The 18784-nt window shown below is 36.4% G+C and carries 18 protein-coding genes; 2 read left to right on the top strand and 16 right to left on the bottom strand.

Going from position 1 to position 18784, the window contains the following annotated elements; genetic code table 11:
• Window positions 1-124: 124 nt before the first annotated feature.
• Both rnhB and ylqF read right to left on the bottom strand, forming a co-directional pair.
• The gene (rnhB, locus tag FGL66_RS03665) at window positions 125-901 is read right to left on the bottom strand and encodes a ribonuclease HII (RefSeq protein ID WP_180810467.1); all 777 of its coding nucleotides are present in this window, start codon (window positions 899-901) and stop codon (window positions 125-127) included.
• Complete coding sequence (ylqF, locus tag FGL66_RS03660; protein WP_180810244.1) at window positions 894-1775, bottom strand: ribosome biogenesis GTPase YlqF; 882 nt, start codon at window positions 1773-1775, stop codon at window positions 894-896. Before ylqF ends, rnhB begins: the two co-directional genes overlap by 8 nt.
• A 259-nt stretch (window positions 1776-2034) precedes the next feature.
• Here ylqF and FGL66_RS03655 point away from each other — a divergent pair, with 259 nt between their 5' ends.
• Both FGL66_RS03655 and FGL66_RS03650 read left to right on the top strand, forming a co-directional pair.
• On the top strand, window positions 2035-2418 hold the full coding sequence (locus FGL66_RS03655) for a GtrA family protein (protein ID WP_180810243.1): 384 nt from the start codon (window positions 2035-2037) through the stop codon (window positions 2416-2418).
• Between the two features lie 30 nt (window positions 2419-2448).
• On the top strand, window positions 2449-5034 hold the full coding sequence (locus FGL66_RS03650; protein WP_180810242.1) for a YfhO family protein: 2586 nt from the start codon (window positions 2449-2451) through the stop codon (window positions 5032-5034).
• 154 nt (window positions 5035-5188) lie between these two features.
• Here FGL66_RS03650 and FGL66_RS03645 read toward each other — a convergent pair whose 3' ends face one another.
• The 14 genes from FGL66_RS03645 to plsX form a co-directional block, all read right to left on the bottom strand.
• Window positions 5189-5881, bottom strand: coding sequence for a hypothetical protein (locus FGL66_RS03645; RefSeq protein WP_180810241.1), 693 nt, complete (start codon window positions 5879-5881; stop codon window positions 5189-5191).
• Window positions 5882-6097: 216 nt separating this feature from the next.
• On the bottom strand, window positions 6098-6448 hold the full coding sequence (gene rplS / locus FGL66_RS03640; RefSeq protein WP_180810240.1) for a 50S ribosomal protein L19: 351 nt from the start codon (window positions 6446-6448) through the stop codon (window positions 6098-6100).
• Between the two features lie 117 nt (window positions 6449-6565).
• Complete coding sequence (gene trmD, locus FGL66_RS03635) at window positions 6566-7288, bottom strand: tRNA (guanosine(37)-N1)-methyltransferase TrmD (RefSeq protein ID WP_180810239.1); 723 nt, start codon at window positions 7286-7288, stop codon at window positions 6566-6568.
• The gene (gene rimM / locus FGL66_RS03630) at window positions 7285-7788 is read right to left on the bottom strand and encodes a ribosome maturation factor RimM (RefSeq protein ID WP_180810238.1); all 504 of its coding nucleotides are present in this window, start codon (window positions 7786-7788) and stop codon (window positions 7285-7287) included. Before rimM ends, trmD begins: the two co-directional genes overlap by 4 nt.
• An 80-nt stretch (window positions 7789-7868) precedes the next feature.
• Window positions 7869-8144 carry a 30S ribosomal protein S16 gene (rpsP, locus tag FGL66_RS03625; RefSeq protein ID WP_180810237.1) on the bottom strand — a complete coding sequence of 92 codons (276 nt, stop codon included), beginning with the start codon at window positions 8142-8144 and terminating at the stop codon, window positions 7869-7871.
• Between the two features lie 231 nt (window positions 8145-8375).
• Window positions 8376-9743 carry a signal recognition particle protein gene (gene ffh, locus FGL66_RS03620; RefSeq protein ID WP_180810236.1) on the bottom strand — a complete coding sequence of 456 codons (1368 nt, stop codon included), beginning with the start codon at window positions 9741-9743 and terminating at the stop codon, window positions 8376-8378.
• A 13-nt stretch (window positions 9744-9756) separates the two neighbouring features.
• A complete protein-coding gene (locus tag FGL66_RS03615; protein ID WP_180810235.1) occupies window positions 9757-10089 on the bottom strand; it encodes a putative DNA-binding protein in 333 nt (110 codons plus the stop codon).
• Window positions 10090-10092: 3 nt separating this feature from the next.
• The gene (gene ftsY / locus FGL66_RS03610; protein WP_180810234.1) at window positions 10093-11301 is read right to left on the bottom strand and encodes a signal recognition particle-docking protein FtsY; all 1209 of its coding nucleotides are present in this window, start codon (window positions 11299-11301) and stop codon (window positions 10093-10095) included.
• 4 nt (window positions 11302-11305) lie between these two features.
• Window positions 11306-14872, bottom strand: a complete 3567-nt coding sequence (smc, locus tag FGL66_RS03605; protein WP_180810233.1) for a chromosome segregation protein SMC — start codon at window positions 14870-14872, stop codon at window positions 11306-11308.
• A gap of 3 nt (window positions 14873-14875) precedes the next feature.
• A complete protein-coding gene (rnc, locus tag FGL66_RS03600) occupies window positions 14876-15607 on the bottom strand; it encodes a ribonuclease III (RefSeq protein ID WP_180810232.1) in 732 nt (243 codons plus the stop codon).
• 122 nt (window positions 15608-15729) lie between these two features.
• Window positions 15730-15963: an acyl carrier protein gene (locus FGL66_RS03595; protein ID WP_180810231.1), complete on the bottom strand. Its 234-nt coding sequence runs from the start codon at window positions 15961-15963 to the stop codon at window positions 15730-15732.
• A gap of 185 nt (window positions 15964-16148) precedes the next feature.
• Window positions 16149-16886: a 3-oxoacyl-[acyl-carrier-protein] reductase gene (gene fabG / locus FGL66_RS03590; RefSeq protein WP_180810230.1), complete on the bottom strand. Its 738-nt coding sequence runs from the start codon at window positions 16884-16886 to the stop codon at window positions 16149-16151.
• Window positions 16879-17805, bottom strand: a complete 927-nt coding sequence (fabD, locus tag FGL66_RS03585; protein ID WP_180810229.1) for an ACP S-malonyltransferase — start codon at window positions 17803-17805, stop codon at window positions 16879-16881. Before fabD ends, fabG begins: the two co-directional genes overlap by 8 nt.
• Complete coding sequence (gene plsX / locus FGL66_RS03580) at window positions 17798-18784, bottom strand: phosphate acyltransferase PlsX (RefSeq protein ID WP_180810228.1); 987 nt, start codon at window positions 18782-18784, stop codon at window positions 17798-17800. The genes fabD and plsX overlap by 8 nt, the downstream gene beginning before the upstream one ends.

Here is an 18784-nt window from a genome sequence, read left to right as displayed (position 1 = left end):
AACATAAATTAAGTGTTTTGAAAACTTTTTAGCATTTTTCATCTGTATCTGACATCTACAAAATATGCAACAGAACGATTCGTATATCATATATAAAATGGTTTAACCTTGTGCTTTTTGTATTTTAACGATACTGTGACTTGATAGGTTCAAAAGACAATCGATGAATCGGACATATCCCCTGTTGAGCCAAACCTTTCAAATGATTTGCTGTACCGTAGCCTGCATTATGACTAAAATCATAACCTGGATACTGTGCGTCATATTGTACCATTAATTGATCTCGGTACACTTTAGCAATAATACTTGCCGCTGCAATAGAGACACTTTTCGCATCACCTTTAATCAAACTTTGTTGAGGTTTCTCTAACTTCTCCAATGTCATCGCATCAATTAAATAATGTGTCGGCTGAATTGCTAACTGTTCAATCGCACGATACATCGCTAATTTGGTTGCTTCATAAATATTCATGTTATCGATTTCAGCAGATGTTGCAATACCAATACTCCATGCACGGACATTTTCTTTCAGCGTTTTATCTAGGCTTTGACGTTTTACTGCATTTAATTGTTTAGAATCATTTATACCGATATAACGATGACCCTCATCCAATACAACTGCACTCGCAACAACTGGACCTGCTAATGGCCCTCGCCCTACCTCGTCAATGCCACAAATAATCGCGTGTTCATCACCCTCTAAAATATTCAATTCATACTGTGACATGACTTTATAACGCTCAATCAACTGTTGCTGTTTTTCTAGCTGCTTACGCCGTGTACGAAAAGCTGCCTGAACACCTTTACGCGCGTCATGGTAATCAGGATGCGACTCTAATTCAGAAGTTTGCGTGATTTGTGTGAGTTCGTTTTTAATATCTTGTATCGTCTTTTTATGCATGTCCGTCATCTTGTTCTGCCTGCCATTCTTCATAAAGATCAAAGCAATATGTTCCGATTTTAGCATTGCGTATATCATTCACAATAAGTTCAATAACCGCTTCATAATCGACCTCATTACCCCGTTGTAACAATCCTCTTTTACGTCCAATTGCATCAAACCATTCTAAGTTTTCTGCCTCTCGATTAACATCTATTTTATAATGATGACACAACGTTTTATAGTCATATTGGATTAAAAAGTTCAAACCATAGATTGCTACTTCATCCAGATGAACAATACTATCTTTAATCGCACCCGTTAAGCTTAATTTAATCCCTACTTGTTGATCTTCAAACTTAGGCCATAAAATACCTGGTGTATCTAAGAGCTGCAAAGATTTACCTACTTTAATCCATTGTTGTTGTTTGGTGACACCCGGTTTATTCCCTGTTTGTGCAATAGCACGATTAGCTAACTTGTTAATCAGTGTTGACTTCCCAACATTTGGAATACCGACAATCATTGCTCGAATTGCACGTGGTTTAAGTCCCTTGGCTTTCTCGCGCTCAAACTTTTCTTTTGTGACTTCAATCGCAGCGGCTTCTACTTGCTTCAATCCTTTACCATGTTTTGCATCTACTGCAACAGGTACTGCCCCTTTTGCTTTAAAGAACGCATACCATTTGTTCATTTCTTGTACATTTGCCATATCTTTTTTATTTAATATAACGACACGAGGTTTTCTTTGTATCACCTCATCAATCATTGGATTTCTTGAACTATATGGTATTCTTGCGTCAACGAGCTCAAATACAACATCAACTTTTTTTAATTGTTCTGTGACTTCTCGTTTGGCCTTTGCCATATGACCCGGAAACCATTGTATTACCATTTATTTTCACACTCCATTATTTATTTTTTATCGCCCACAAATCACAATACTTCGGCATATCATTTGTGTTATATTTTAGCAGTAACATCTTAACTTCATAGTATTATATGATTTTAATATGTTTAAATGGGGGATTCGACACCCTTATATGACCGATTAACGTCTGATCGTAATATATATGTTTATACTGATTCATTTTCGGTTAGATAACTAAGATTTAAAAATTTAAGATCTTCACAAAGAAAGTAGGCTTATTGCAATGACTCAAGACAGTCGTCTTTTAGAAATCATACGTTTTATTATCGTCGGTGGTATAAACACAGTTAACTATTATATCGTTTATTTAATTTTATTACACCTATTTCATGTACAATATATAATCAGTCACCTTATTGGCTTCTGTACGGCATTCGTGATCTCTTATTATTTGAATTGTTACTTTGTGTATAAAGTACAACCTACACTCAAAAAGTTTTTAGCTTTCCCATTCACACAAGTTGTTAATATGGGAACCCAAACATTGCTCATTTTTATTTTTGTACATTATTTTCAATTTAATGAGTCTATTGCTCCTTTTGTCGGACTCATTGTCACAATTCCGATTACTTATATATTATCCAAGTATATTTTAGTCTATTTTTAAAACTTAAATCTTTAGAAAGAGTGAACACTATTGAATAACTTCCAACCCCATTTTAAATGGTTCAAGCTCCTAATCATCGCATTATGTGTAGGGGCTGTTGTTTATGCTCCCGTTGTTTATCGTTATATTATAGACGGTGTCGTATATAGTGGAAATGGTGATGGTTTTAAACAAATGATGCCATTCCAGATGTTTTTATATGATCGTTTTTCACACTTCTCGTCACTCTACGACATTTCGTTTGGATTAGGAGGAGATTACTTTACAGATCTTTCCTATTATTATGCTACGTCGCCTATTATGTATCTCAATTTTATAGGTATTGCAATTGTACAGCTACTATTTCAAGTCGATCCCTCACATATTGATTTTTGGCCGTCTAACCAAATTATTGTAGCTTACTTCAAATGTGTGGCAACGTTTTTGATCGCTTACGGTACACTGAAAGTATTTGATCTTTCTAAACCTTATCGTTTTTTAGGTGCTTTTTTATACAGTGCTTCTACTATTTTGTATTATTTTAACTTTACTTGGTCATTTTATGGAGATATTTTACTCTATTTACCTCTGTCTATTTGGGGAATGGAACGTTTTTTTAAAGAACGTAAAATCGGACTTTTTATTGTTGCTATTACTTTAACATTGTTCTCAAACTTTTATTTTAGTTATTATGAAACACTGGCATTATGTGCTTATTTAATATGTCGTATCATTTTTGTACATCCTAAAGATGTCGTGTCACGCTGGCAAAAGTTATGGTTGCTCTGTCCAGCAGTGATCATCAGTTTATGCATTGCATCTTTTGGCTTTTTTACAGGTATTCGTTCATTTTTACACAATGATCGTACGACAAATGACTTTTCAATCCCTTTGTTGATTGACTTTAGCCAGAAATATCATATTTTTACAAACGGGTTTTATTTTACAGTGACGTTCATCGCTTTAGTAGCACTCTTTTCCTTTAAACTATATCGTCACTATTATTATAAAGTTTTTGCAATTTTAACATGGGTCATGCTTATTGGTGCATTATCTCCTTATTTTGACAGTATATTTAACGGTTTCTCTTTTCCTCAGCGACGTTGGGGGTATTTATTTACATTTACCACAGCTGTACTTATTGCTATGTGGCTTAAATATATTAGTGAACTCACATGGCAACAGTACCTTTTTTCCTGGTTGCCTATTGTCTTACTTGCTATTGCAACACTGCTATATTCAAGAGGCAATATGGCTTGGGTGTTCATTAGTGGCTTAATATTATGGATTATCGCATACTATCTATATCGTCATCAAAGATTGTCTTTATTCGGACGCAACTTAATCATCGGCTTGTTTATTGTCCAACAGTTTGTATTACTGCTTAACTACCATACAAATAATATTGAACGTTATACTGCTAAGACTGATAAAATTCATAGTACCGAATACCATAGTCCTAAACTTCAAAGCATTATTAATCATATTACCGAACATCAGTCTCCTTTAGAACGTATAGATTATAAGAGTGACTATACAGCCAATACAAGTATGCTTTATCATTTCAATGGCATCTCACTCTACTCAAGTATTTTTGATGGAGAAATTTTAAACTACTATGATCAACTTATGCAGATTAATACAGGTTTCGATAGTAACAGTACTTATCGTTTACTCGGAGATCGTGCAAACCTTTATGCACTATGGGGCGTATCCGATCGTATTAAAGATGCTCCCGATCACAATATGACCTATGGTATGAAAACCATACAGAAGATTCAAGATCGTGATGCAACATGGATACACGCACACAATACGATAGACTATCCTGCTGCACACTTAGCTACAAAAGTCTTCGATGCAGATGATCTTAAATCGCCATTGGATCGTGAACAAGCCATGTTGCAAGGTGTCGTCTTAGATGGAGAAAAAGCGAATACATCATTTAAACAAAATCCAAACCTTATAAACAAAGCAACCATCACGACACGTCAAGCACAACAACAAGGAACTACACTAACTGTAACAAAGGACAATGGTGGCCTAAATATTTCATTGCCACAATCTGATAATCAACGCTATAAAGATTATTATTTAGAAATGGATGTGGCGTTACGCTCGCCTAACCAGCCTCATTATTTAAAAGTAGATGGTTTTTATCAAAGACGTACGAAACTCGATTATCAGTATAAAAGATTTGTTACACCTGTCACCATTCGTGTCCCTGTTAAAGATACAATGAAATTAAAATTAAAAAAAGGAACATATCGCGTAAATATTAAAGGAATTTATGGCGAAGACTATACAACATTGAAACAAGCAAAAGAAACGGTTACACCTGTGGCAGTAGAACGCACAAGACGACATCTCAATGTGACAATCAATGCCCGCGAAAAAGCATATCTTGTCCTCCCAATACCTTATCGTGATGGCTTAAAAGCAGAGGTAGATGGTACACCTAGAACAGTCGTCAAAGGGAATGGCTTAATGACTGTTGTTAAGGTCCATAAAGGAGATGAAAAACTTACTGTAAGTTATGAGCTCCCCTATTGGCGCATATACCTCGCCTTAACACTCTTAGGTATTGTTTCAGCATTTCTATATCGTGGGTTGCTACGGCGCGAACTCAGTCAATAAAAAAATAAATATTTCATTATAAAAACAGGGTAGACGCCTTTAAGATGACTAAGACGTCTACCCTGTTTCTTTTCTATAATTCTCCACTTTACTGATTTCAAAATTAAGTTTCACATGACTCCCTCTATATTTGGAAGCATATGCTACGCTATTATTAATTATTGAGCCAATCAGAAATCTTTTGTGTAATAGCGTCTAACTTTGAACTCACCTTATCTAGTTCTTCTTCCATTTTTTCAGTATGCCCTTGTTGTCTTTCATTTTCAGCATTTTCCAAGCTATCGACTGTATCTTCATATTGATTTGCCACTTTATCCGCTTGTCGATGATTCACATTATCTTTTAAATCTTGTACTTGTTCTTTCAAACGATCGATTTTACTTTGTGTATCACTTTCATTATTTTCAATACTATTTTGTGTTTCTTTAATTTGTTGTTGCAATTCATCATCTTTCTGTTTCAACTCATCTTCTTGTGCTGTTTGATAGTCCATTGTATCATTTTGTAGTGATTCATCATGATTTGAAGTACAAGATTTCATTACAAAAATTGTTAAGATGATAAGCGCAATGATCAATGCAAACACTAACCATTTATTACTACGTTTTGATTTTTTCAACTCACTTTGTACATAGTCATCATGGCGATGATTGATATGTGAAGGATATGTGTTCGATGATGTTTTAATCAATATTCCTCCAAAAACATCATATTGTTGCTGATCCGTTAAAGTATTAATATTTAAGTCTGTATTTAATTGATTATATTTATCATAGGCAATAATTGTACCATCATCTAAAATTTTCTCTACTCTTGGATAATTTAAGCGCTTGGATTGTTTTGTCATAGCTTTTCCTCCTTAATCAAAAGCTAAGATTTACAACTTGAACAATTTTATTATATCACTTTACGTATTGACAAACTAAAATTTTGATATATCAACCGTTAGACTCTGTATCATTAAAAGGTGAAGAACCCTAAAATTCAAAAACAGCCTTAACATGCGATTCCACATGCTAAGGCTGTCTTTATGTTTGTGCAGTACTTTAATATAACTGCTAGATTAACGAATTTCTTGGATACGTGCTGCTTTACCACGTAAGCTACGTAAGTAATAAAGTTTCGCACGACGTACTTTACCACGGCGTTTCACTTCGATTTTCTCGATTTTTGGTGTGTGTACTGGGAATGTACGTTCAACACCTACACCTGAAGAAATTTTACGAACTGTGAAAGTTTCTGAAATACCGCCACCACGACGTTTGATTACAACACCTTCGAATACTTGGATACGTTCACGTGTGCCCTCTACGATACGCACGTGTACACGTAAAGTATCACCCGGACGGAATGATGGGATATCATCACGTAATTGTGATTTTGTTACTGCTTCGATTAATTTGTGGTTTGTCATTATTTATTCTCTCCTTCAAACTATGTTCTTGCCTTGACATAAAGATAGCAGCGGATCATAGTGATATTTGTGCATTCACACTTGAAATATAATATCATACATACACTGGCTTTTCAATTATCTTTTGTAACGTTCTAATATTTTTTTATCTTCATCTGTTAGTGGATAATTTTCTAATAGATCTGGTCTTTTAAGATATGTGCGATACAATGATTGTTCGTGTCGCCATTGTTCAATATGGGCATGGTTGCCTGATAATAAAACTTCAGGTACTTCTAATCCTTCAAATGCTCGTGGTCGTGTATATTGCGGGTACTCCAATAAACCACTTGAAAATGAATCATCTTCATGAGATACATGATTGCCTAGTACGTCAGGAATTAACCGTACAATCGCATCTGTCATGACCATCGCTGGCAGCTCGCCACCCGTCAATACATAATCTCCCACCGAAACCTCATCTGTAACAAGTGCTTCACGGATACGCTCATCGTACCCTTCATAATGGCCACAGATAAACACGAGATGTTCCGCACGAGCCAGTGATTCTGCTCGTTTTTGGTTAAATGGTTGCCCTTGTGGTGTCATTAAGATGACACGTGTCTGTGGTGTCGTATCCAGTTGACGCATGGCATTAAATATCGGTTCTGGCTTCAATACCATTCCTTGTCCCCCACCAAAAGGATAATCATCTACTTGATTATGTTTATTATGCGCGTAATCTCGAAAGTTGACTGTCTGTGTCTTTAACAAACCTTTATCTCTCGCACGTTTTAAAATAGATTGATTCAACACACCTTCAAACATTTCTGGAAACAACGTTAAGTAATCGATTCTCATTCATTTAACAATCCTTCCATCGGTGTAATTATAATTTTACGTGACTCAATATCTACTTCTTTGACAACATCAGCAATATATGGAATAAGATGTTCTTTTTCACCTTGAACAACCCATACATCATTCGCACCTGTTTCAAATATCTCTGTTACGCGACCAATCGGACGTTCACCATCAAACACCGTACAGCCAATAATATCAGAATAATAGTATTCATGTTCATCAAGCTCTATCGCTTCATGATTACGTTCTTGATAAAGTTGATGTCCTTTTAAATGTTCAATATCATTAATATTATTGTACCCTTCAAATGTCAACATATGTAAGCCTTTATGTATACGATGACTTTTAACAACGAGTTCTATCATTTTCCCCTTATCTTCTGTTTGCAACACTTCTCCCGGTTGGAAGCGAATATCTGTAAAATCAGAATGAGACTGAATCTTCACTTCGCCTTTAATACCGTGTGTGTTAACGATTTTCCCTACTTCTACATTCATGGTCACGCCTCCTTATGCACTACAAAAAAAGTGAGACCAAACATCATCTTCGTTTGTCCCACTTTTCAAGTGTATCACTATTATTTTGAACGTTTTTGTTCGTCAAATGTTTTCAAGATACCTTCACGTGATAAGATGTTGTGTACTGTATCTGTTGGTTTCGCACCGTCATTTAACCATTTTAAAGCTAATGCTTCATCAATTTTAACTTCTGGCGCATTAACTGCTGCTGGATTGTAAGTACCAATTTGCTCGATAATACGACCATCACGTGGTGAACGTGCATCTGCTACTACGATACGATAGAATGGATTTCTTTTTGAACCTAAACGTGTTAAACGAATTTTAACTGCCATTTATAATTCTCTCCTTTATTAATCATAAGTTTTGTTATCTACAAGAAATTATAATAACAGGTACACACTACTTTGTAAAGAGAAAATACTTTACCATTTAAAATTATTTGATATAGGATGACACATAGTAGGCAACGACTTTAACTATTGAAAAAGTTTGTTCTACACTCTAATCAGCTCTCACTTATCAATAAACTCTAAACTTTATTTTATCTTAGTACTATCTCTCAGCTAAAATGGTAAATTCATACCTTTTAACATATTTTGTAGCTGACCTTGCTTTCCTTTTTTGCCTTTGCCACCGCCTGTAAATTGCTTCATCATTTTTTTCATATCATTAAATTGCTTTAATAAACGGTTCACTTCTTGCAATGAACGTCCTGAACCTTTTGCGATACGGCGTTTTCTTGATACATTCAGTTTTTCTGGGTTTTCACGTTCTTCTCTTGTCATAGATTGAATAATCGCCTTAATATGATCGAGTTGCTTCTCATTCATATTCAGCTTATCTAACCCTTTTACCTTATTCATTCCCGGAATCATCTTCATAATATCATCCAGTGGACCTAAGTTCTTCACTTGATCTAACTGTTCTAAAAAGTCATCCAATGTAAATGAAGATGTACGCATTTTCTTCTCTAAATCTTTCGCCTTTTCTTCATCTACGTCTTGCTGTGCTTTTTCAATTAAACTTAATACATCACCCATACCAAGAATGCGTGATGCCATACGTTCGGGATGGAAAAGTTCTAAACCATCTAGTTTTTCACTCATCCCTACAAACTTAATTGGCTTTTGTGTAACAGCACGAATAGAAAGTGCAGCACCACCACGTGTATCACCATCTAATTTGGTCAATGTAACACCTGTAACATCTAATTGTTGGTCAAATGATTCTGCAACATTAACAGCATCTTGACCTGTCATTGCATCCACAACAAGCATAATCTCATCTGGCTTAGCAATTTCTTTTACTTCTTGCAGTTCATTCATCAATGCCTCATCGATATGCAAACGTCCTGCTGTATCAATTATCACAAAATCTAAATGCTCTTCTTTAGCGTGTTTTAAAGCATTGTTTACAATTTGTTGTGGTTTGACTTGATCTCCTTCTGTATAGACAGGGATATCAATTTGTTTTCCCACTGTTTGTAATTGTTTAATCGCTGCTGGTCGATAAATATCTGCTGCAACGAGCAATGGTTTTTTGTTATATTTTTTACGCATTAACAAAGCGAGCTTACCTGCTGTTGTTGTTTTACCCGCACCTTGTAAGCCGACCATCATGACAACAGTCGGTGGCTTTTTCGCCATAGTAATCGTACTATTATCTCCACCCATTAACTCCGTGAGCTCTTCTTGAACAATTTTAATCACTTGTTGCCCCGGGGTTAATGATTTCATAACATCTGAGCCTAATGCACGTTCCGAAACGGTTTTAATAAAGTTTTTAACAACTTTAAAGTTAACATCAGCTTCTAACAGTGCTAAGCGTACTTCACGCATCATCGCTTTAATATCTGCTTCTGTGACTTTACCTTTACCTTTAATTTTCTGCATTGTCGCTTGCAGACGATCCGATAGTCCTTCAAATGCCATAAAGCGTACCTCCTCATTCTAAGTCTTCTAGTTCTTGTATATCATCAAGTAATTGTTTAGGATTCTCAATATGTTGGCGCATTTCACGGTAGAGTTCTTGACGTTTTGTAAATCGTCTATAAAGGCCTAATTTTGCTTCATAGTCTTCTACCAAGTCACCCGTTCTTCTTATGTTATCATACACGGCTTGACGACTCACATCAAATGTATCTGCTATCTCACTTAAAGCATAGTCTTCCAAATAATAGAGCTTTAAATAGTTACGCTGTTTTTCAGTTAATAACGATTGATAAAAATCATATAGATAGTTCATGCGCAATGTTTTTATTAATTCATTTTCTGCCATTGTCTAAGCCTCATCTTGTATGTCTTCAGATTTTTGATCTTCAGGTACACTTTCTTCAATCATATCTGCAAACAGGCCATATACATAACTTTCTGCATCAAATGGTTGGAGATCATCTAACTGTTCACCGAGTCCAACGTATTTCACCGGAATATGTAGCTCATTGCGAATCGCTAATACAATACCTCCTTTAGCAGTCCCATCCAACTTCGTTAATACAATTCCTGTCACATCAGTCACTTCCTTAAATGCTTTCGCCTGAGCGAGTGCATTTTGACCTGTTGTCGCATCTAAGCAAAGTAAAACTTCATGTGGTGCTTCAGGCAAAGAACGTCCAATCACACGTTTTACTTTTTCAAGTTCGTTCATTAAGTTTTGTTTATTTTGTAGACGTCCTGCTGTATCACAAATTAAAATATCAGCACCTTTATTTTTTGCTGCATTCATCGCATCATACATCACAGCTGCAGGATCTGCACCCTCGCCTTGACGCACAACCTCAACGCCTACACGTTCGCCCCATACTTCTAATTGATCTATCGCACCTGCACGGAACGTATCACCAGCTGCAAGCATTACTTTTTTTCCTTGCGCTTTATAGCGGTGTGCTAATTTACCGATCGTTGTCGTTTTACCAACACCATTTACACCTACCATTAAAATAACATTTAGACGCCCCTCTTCAATGGACATCGTTTCTGATTGATCATCTTCTTGATGATAAATCTCAACAATTTTTTCAACAATAGCTTCACGTAAATCTGTAGTTTCTGTGATATTACGTCGTTTTGCTTCCATGCGTAATTCATCAACAAGCGTCATTACAGTATTAAAACCAACATCTGCTTGAATGAGCATTTCTTCCAACGCTTCAAAGAAATCTTCGTCTACTTTACGATAATGTGCGAGCAGATTATTTAATTGGTTTTGGAAGTTTTCACGTGATTTCTCAAGTCCATCGCGAAATTTTGCACCAATTTTTTGAGATTCTATTTCCTCAAACTCTTCAATAGATATTAAATCATCGTCCCAACTTGTCTCTTGCGTATCTATTTCATTCTCTTGCAAGTGAACGTCTTGTTGTTCCCCCTCCGAAATTAATGTTTCCGCTTGCTCATCTGAGCCAACATCTTCTTGAATATCTACCTTATCTTCCTTTGTTTCTCTTTCTGTCTTTGCAAATTTATCTTTTAAACGCTTAAAAAAACTCATATGATTAATGCTCCTCCTTCATCACTTCATCGATCGTATTCAAGTTCACACTTACGAGCTTAGATACACCTAGCTCCTGCATCGTTACACCATAAAGACGATCACACATTTCCATCGTTCCTTTGCGATGTGTAATGACAATAAATTGTGTTTCTTGTGATAATGTTTTTAAATACTGTGCATAGCGTATAACATTGGCTTCATCCAGAGCGGCTTCTACCTCATCTAAAATAACAAATGGTGCTGATCGAACCTTTAACATAGCAAATAATAAAGCAATTGCACTTAATGCACGCTCTCCACCACTTAATAGTGATAAATGCTGTAATTTTTTACCGGGAGGCTGTACTTTAATCTCCACACCCGCAGACAAGTAATCTTTATCTGTTAAAATTAACGCTGCTTGTCCTCCACCAAAAAGCGTACGAAATACTTCTTCAAAGTGTGTTTGTATGGCGTGGAATGTTGAACGAAATCGTGTAACCACTTCTTGATCCATTTCTTCAATCAACTGTTCGAGTGTAGTCTTGGCTTCACGTAAATCTTGACGCTGTTCACTTAAAAATGTATAGCGCGCATTCACTTCTTCAAACTGTTCAATGGCATTCAAATTGACATGACCTAATTCATCAATGGACATCTGTGTTAATTTCACTTCTTGTCTCAATTGCTCTATGTCCTCTGTTGTTATCGGATAGGCTGAAACGGCACATTCAAATGTAATATGGTAACGTGTTTCAAGGTGTTGTAATGCATGACCAATTAGCACATCCAAGCGGGACTGTGCACCTTTAATTTCTTGATATTGTTGATCTAATGATAATATTTGTTGATGTGCAGTTTCCAGTGCTTGTTCATTAGACTCAATTAAACTTTCAGACGATTGACGTTGTTCTCGAAGATGTGATTGTGTATCGAGTAATTGACTTTTTTCTTGTTGTTTTTCGTTAATATGATGTTCAATCTTATCCAGTGCTGACACATCATTCACTTCATCTGAATTAATTAACGCTAATTGTTCTTCTAACTTTTTGTACTGTTCTAAAACTTGTTGCTGTGTTTTGACTATGCGCTTTTCTGTTTGCTGTTGCGTGCGTAAACGTTCATTGATAACAGCTAAGTCAGATTGCTTTTGATGTAGTTTTTGCTGATATTCTGTCAGCTGTTCTTTACCTTCTTTGCTCTGTGCCGATGCTTGCTTTATTTGTTCATTGATGGCTTGTAGCTGTATTTCAATTTCAGCTTTACGCTGTTCTTTTTCGGATAGCGTAGCTTCCCCTTTTGCACTTTCATAGCCATCATTTTTTTCAAATTCAAAAGCATCATACTCTTGTGTCAAGCGCTCAATGGTTTCACGATAACGATCATGTGATAGCGTCAAATCATGCAATGTATGTTTGAGATGATTATATTGTTGCTGTAATTTTACATAATCGTCACTATAAGCGGCTTGCTCTTGCTTTTTGGCGATACAAAATTGTTCAAGCTGCTTCGTTTTTTCCATATAGTCTATCAACTGTTGCTCTAACTGCTGCACTTCATCTTTTTGACGTAATAGTGATTGGCGCTGCGCTGTACCACCACCTGTCATAGAGCCCCCCGGATTTACAATATCACCTTCCAAGGTCACAATGCGTACTTTATAGTTGATACTTCTCGCTACTTCATTTGCTTGTTTTAAGTTCTCAACAATGAGTGTACGTCCGAGTAAATGTTCAATAATAGGTTGATACTTCTCGTCTGTTTCAACGACTTCATGCGCCACTGCGATAAATCCTGTATGCTGACGTGCGAGCTGAACGACTCTCGAATCTATTTTTTTGGCTCGTACAACGGATAATGGTAGGAATGTTGCTCTTCCGAGACGTTTCTCTTTTAGATAGTGAATCGCTTGACGTGCTGATGACTCATCTGTCGCAATAATATGTTGCATACTTGCACCTAGTGCTGTCTCTATTGCTGATGTATATTGCGATGGAACGTCTATTTTTTGTGCAACTGCTCCATGAATACCTTTTAACGTATCTGTTGCTTTTAATACAGCTTGTACGCCTTGATAAAAGAAACTTAAATCATCTTCTCGCATTTTCAAACTATCAATTCGCATTTTTATTTTATCATGGTAACGATAAGCCTGATGCAGTTTTTCTTCTGCTTCTGATTGTTCTTTCTGAACATTTTTAAGCTGTTGTTCCACATCTTTATTTCTCATATTTACAGCATCAAGTTGTTGTTGTTTTTCTTTTTGTTGTGCCTCATTATCTTTTAAATGCTGCTTTGCTTCTATCAATTGTGCATGTGCTTCTGTCAATCGCGAATCAATACGTGTTTGTTTCGCTTTATGTTCATCAATTGTACGTGTTAGAAAACGAATTTCATTATTTATAGTCGACTGCTCTGTCATTAATTGATAATATTCATCTTTTAAATGCTCTACATCTGTTTCTGATACACTTTGCGCTTTTTTAAGTTGAACCTCTAAACTATGAATTGCTGTGGTTAATGCTTTTTTTTGCTGTTTCAAATCTGACAACTGCTCTTTCACTTGTGCTAATTCATCTTCAACCATCATTTGTTGCTGTTCTAAATGCACTTGCTCTTCTTCAATACGTGCATTTGTCTGCGACTGGTTTTTTTGACGCTCTTCTATAAGATGATATTGACCCGTTAGCTTCTCAACATTTTCAGTCACTTCAATAAGTTTGGCATTCAACTGTTCTAATTGTGTATCAATTTCAAAACGTCTACCTTTGGCTTTTTTTATCGTTCTGTTAATTTGTGTTTTTTTACTTTGCACATTTGCTTGTTCACTTTTCAAATCATTCAGCTGTGTATCATAGGCTTCGATTTGTGAACGGTATCCTTGAATATCATTTACGGTAACACGGATGTCGCTTTCTTTTAATACTTTAGATAATTGTAAATACTCTTTCGCAATTGCAGCTTCTTCTCTTAGAGGTTCGACACGTTCTTCTAAGTCATGCAAAATGTCTTCAACACGTGTCAGGTTATCCTCCGTTTGCGCAAGTTTATCAACAGATGCTGCTTTTCGCTTTTTATACTTCAGAACACCCGCTGATTCTTCAATGATTTGACGACGTTCAATCGGCTTAGCATTTAAAACTTCATCTACACGACCTTGAGATATAATGCTAAATGCCTCTTTACCTAGACCCGAGTCTAAAAATAGTTCTGTAATATCTTTGAGACGCTGCTTATGATTATTTAAGTAAAATGCGCTTTCACCACTTCGATATAACCTACGTGTCACAGTGACTTCATCGGTATCAATATTTAACAAGCGTTGATGATTATCAAGTTTTAATTGTACTTCGGCATAATTTTGTGCATTGCGATGTTCAGCACCAGAAAAGATAATATCTTCCATTTTGCTTCCACGCAATGAACGTGCTGACTGTTCACCAAGTACCCATTTAATTGCATCAGTGATGTTACTTTTCCCACTGCCGTTAGGACCAACAATTGCCGTGACACCCTTATCAAATTGGATTTGTGTTGGTTCTGCAAATGATTTAAATCCATGTGCATCAATAGACTTTAAATACACCATACTTTACTCCTTATGCGACATCTTCATATAGGCTTGTTCTGCTGCCTTTTGTTCTGATTCTTTCTTCGTTCTTCCCTGTCCAGTAGCTATTCTTGCATCATTTAATAAAACTTCTGATGTAAACTGTTTATGATGTGCTGGACCTTCTTCTTTTATAATATGATATGCCAACTGCCCTAAATATTTTTGATGAATATATTCTTGGAGTTTTGTCTTAAAATCCACAACACCCATCAGTTGCTCATCTTCAATATGTGGAAAAATGACCTGCTCTGCAAATTGACGTACAACTTCTAATCCTTGGTCTAAATACAGCGCTCCTACAAACGCTTCAAACGCATCTGACACCAGTGCTGGACGTGTCCGTCCTCCTGTTTTTTCTTCACCATTTCCTAATAAAATCAGTGGATTTAAATTAATATTCGTCGCAAATATTACAAGTGAGGGCTCACACACAATTGTTGCACGCATTTTAGTCAAATCACCCTCCGGTAAGTGAGGATATTCATCAAACAGATAGCGTGATACCGTCAATTCTAATACCGCGTCTCCTAAAAATTCTAACCGTTCATTATGCATAGAACGTTCCATATTAAAATCATTAATAAAACTCGAATGAGAAAATGCCTGCTGGTATAGAGCAATATTGTCATAGGGTAATCCGAGTTCACTCATTTTCTCATTAAATCTTTTTTCAAACGCTTCAATTAATATTTTTTTATTTGCTTTCGTCATGTTTTTGCCTCCTTTATCATGCTGACTTAAATTGAGTATAAAGTAAAAAACAAAATGATTATCAACTTTTGAATGCCTTAGTAAAAAATCTGAGCCGAAAACATCGACTCAGATGAAAACAATTATTTTTCAAGTGTATTAATGTAATTAACAGCGTCTCCAACTGTATTGATTTTTTCCGCTTCTTCGTCCGGAATTTCAGTGCCAAATTCATCTTCTAATTCCATTACTAATTCAGCAATATCAAGTGAATCCGCACCTAAGTCGTCTTTGAATGATGCACCTTCAGTGACCTTTTCAGCATCTACGCCTAAACGGTCAACGATGATGTCTTTAACTTTATCGAAATTTTCCATAGTCTGTCACCTCCTTTAAAAGTTCAAAAATCGTGCTTTAGGTTGACTGCCATGTAATCTCTAAGTTGTCGTAGCCGATTGTTATATTTTGCCATGATACGCCCATAATTACAACCCGATACAACCTTACGAATACTTATAAAAGGCTTTATCTATTATAGCACGCTTCACCGATGATAGCAGTATTATTCCATATACATACCGCCGTTAACATGAAGTGTTTGACCTGTAATATAGCTGGCTTTTTCAGATGCCAAAAAGGCCACTGTGTGTGCAATGTCCGTATCATGACCAAATCGACCTAATGGAATTTGTCCTTTCATTGTTTCTTTTAATTCATCACTCAATGCGTCAGTCATATCAGAAACAATAAAACCGGGCGCTACTGCATTCACTGTAATACCACGTGATGCCAGTTCGCGTGCAGCTGTTTTCGTCATACCGATAACACCTGCTTTGGTCGCGACATAATTGATTTGTCCTGGATTCCCTACTGCACCTACAACACTTGTTAAGTTAATAATACGACCACTGCGCTGTCTTAACATTTGTGGTGTCACCTTTTGAATACAATTAAATACACCTTTTAAGTTGGTGTCAATCACATCATCCCATTCTTGCTCTTTCATACGCATTAATAAGTTGTCGCGTGTAATGCCTGCATTATTTACAAGCACATCGATAGAACCAAATGTTTGTACAGTTTCTTTAATCATCGATTTAACTTCGTCACCATTAGCAACATTGGCTTGAATAGCAAAAGCATCGACACCTTTATCTTTAATTTCTGCTACAACTGCTTCTGCCTTCTCTTGGTTCCCTGCATAATTCACTACAACATTATAACCTTCTTCTGCCAATTGCAATGCGATACTTCGACCGATACCACGTGATGCACCAGTTACAAGTGCTACTTTAGTCATTTGCCATCCATTCCTTTACATCTTCGAGTGTTTGAATCGAAGTTATTTTTACATCTCTATTGATTTTTTTAACAAGACCAGATAATACTTTGTTTGGTCCTATTTCTACAAAGTGTGTGGCACCTTGCTCTATAAGCCACTCGATAGAATCGATAAATTGCACAGGTGAATAAAGTTGCTTAATCATATTTTGCTGAATAATCGTTGCATCTGTTTCACCTTGTGCATGATAATTTTGTACAACAGGTACTTGTGCATCATGCCAATCAAATTGATTGATATATGTTGAAAAATCTTGCTCAATGACTCTCATCATTGATGCATGAAAGGGTCCAGAAACTTGTAAAGGTATCACACGCTTAGCCCCCAACGCTTTTCCTCGTTGTACGAGTTGCTCTATCGCTTCACTATGCCCCGATACAACAATCTGTCCCGGACAATTTATATTTGCTGGCTCTACTTGCACGCTTTCTGTTGAAACTTGCGTACAAATATCACGCACTTCCTCAAGTGTCAGCCCAAGTACTGCTGCCATACTTCCAACACCACTCGGAAAAGCTTGCGCCATTAACTCACCACGACGACGCACAATTTTAATAGCATCTTCAAAATGTAGTACACCATTAGCAACAAGACTTGAATATTCACCTAAGCTATGTCCTATCACATAGTCTCCTTGAGGTTTACCCATAGCAGCATATAACGCCATACTATGTGCCAATAGTGCAGGTTGTGTGTTTTCAGTTTGAGATAATTGTTGTTCTGGATCTTTAAACATCATACCTAGGAGATCAAAATCTAGAGCATCTTGTGCAATATCTAATATGGCTGTTGCTGATTTATCATGTTGATATAAATCTTCTGCCATTCCTACCTTTTGTGCACCTTGACCGGGAAACATGAAGACCGTTTTACTCATTTTCTTCACCAACCATCTCGCGCATATTTTCTACAATTTGTGTTTCACATGCAATCTTAGCTTGACGTATTGCTGAATAAAAAGCTTTGGCATTAGAGCTACCGTGCGCTTTAACAACAATACCTCCTAACCCAAGTAACACTGAACCTCCGTACTCAGAATAGTCCAATTGCTTGGCAATACCTTTAATATCTTTTTTCATCACAAGTAATGCCAATTTATTTTTCAAGTTAGAAAGCAGGTCATTTTTGATAATTTTACCGAAAGATTTTGCCACACCTTCTAAGTTTTTCAAAATCATATTACCCGTGTAACCATCTGTAACAATGACATCTGCTTCATCTTCCATGATAGACTTTGCTTCAATATTACCTACAAAGTTAAATTGTGTTGATTTTGACATTAAATCATAAGTTGCTTTTGTGAGACTGTTCCCTTTTTGTGCTTCTGTTCCAATATTTAACAGTGCCACTTTAGGTTGATCAATCCCTCTTAACTTCATCGCATAAACATGCCCTAATACCGCATTTTGGTATAAATGTTCTGCTTTGGCATCTGCATTAGCACCTACATCTAAGAAAACAACACCTTTACCACTTACTGTAGGTAATGTCACAACAAGTGCAGGTCTTGCAATACCAGGCAAACGCCCTACAATAAACAAGCCCGCAGACATTAAAGCACCTGTGTTACCTGCTGATACACATCCTTGTGCTTCACCATCTTTTACAGCTTTTGCCATACGAACCATAGAGCTCTCTTTTTTTCGCTTAATTGCACGAACTGGCTCATCTTCCATTGTGATCATTTCTGTCGTATGACGAAACTCAATACGTGGGTGTTTTACGGTACACTTTGCTTCATCCCCAAATAAAATGATTTCTAAGTCTTCAAAATCATTAACTGCACGCTCTACTGCCTCCAGCACAATTTGAGGTGCGTCATCTCCGCCCATCATATCTACGGCTAATTTTACCAT

The sequence above is a fragment of the Staphylococcus sp. 17KM0847 genome (assembly GCF_013463155.1).
Classification (GTDB): domain Bacteria; phylum Bacillota; class Bacilli; order Staphylococcales; family Staphylococcaceae; genus Staphylococcus.
This window is presented reverse-complemented; position numbering and strand designations above follow the sequence as displayed.